The organism is Leifsonia sp. SIMBA_070, from assembly GCF_046534635.1.
GTDB lineage: Bacteria > Actinomycetota > Actinomycetes > Actinomycetales > Microbacteriaceae > Leifsonia.
Genome location: NZ_JAWRYK010000315.1, coordinates 1 through 269, shown reverse-complemented (window position 1 = coordinate 269; position 269 = coordinate 1). Strand labels below are relative to the sequence as shown.

The window sequence follows — 269 nt, the reverse complement described above, 5'->3', positions numbered from 1 at the left end:
CAGGCGTAGTCCTCCGGCGCCGTGCGGTGGCCCGGGAAAATGGTGTCCAGGCGGCCGAGCATGTCAGCGTCCAGCTCCACGTCCAGTGCCTTCAACGCGTCATCGAGCTGGTCCTGGATCCGCGGACCGACGATGGGGGCGGTGACCGCCGGCTGGTGCAGCAGCCAGGCCAGGGCGAGGATTCCGGGGGCAACTCCGATTTCGTCAGCGAAGTCCTCGTACTGAACCAGGGCATCCCGGTGGGTTTCCAGCGCCTCCTTGGCCCGGCC

General features: G+C 68.4%; 1 protein-coding gene. It reads right to left on the bottom strand.

Annotation, left to right across the window (positions count from 1 at the left end):
- The coding region (locus SB754_RS20495; RefSeq protein WP_410784201.1) for an aldo/keto reductase at window positions 1–269 on the bottom strand (269 nt) is incomplete at both ends.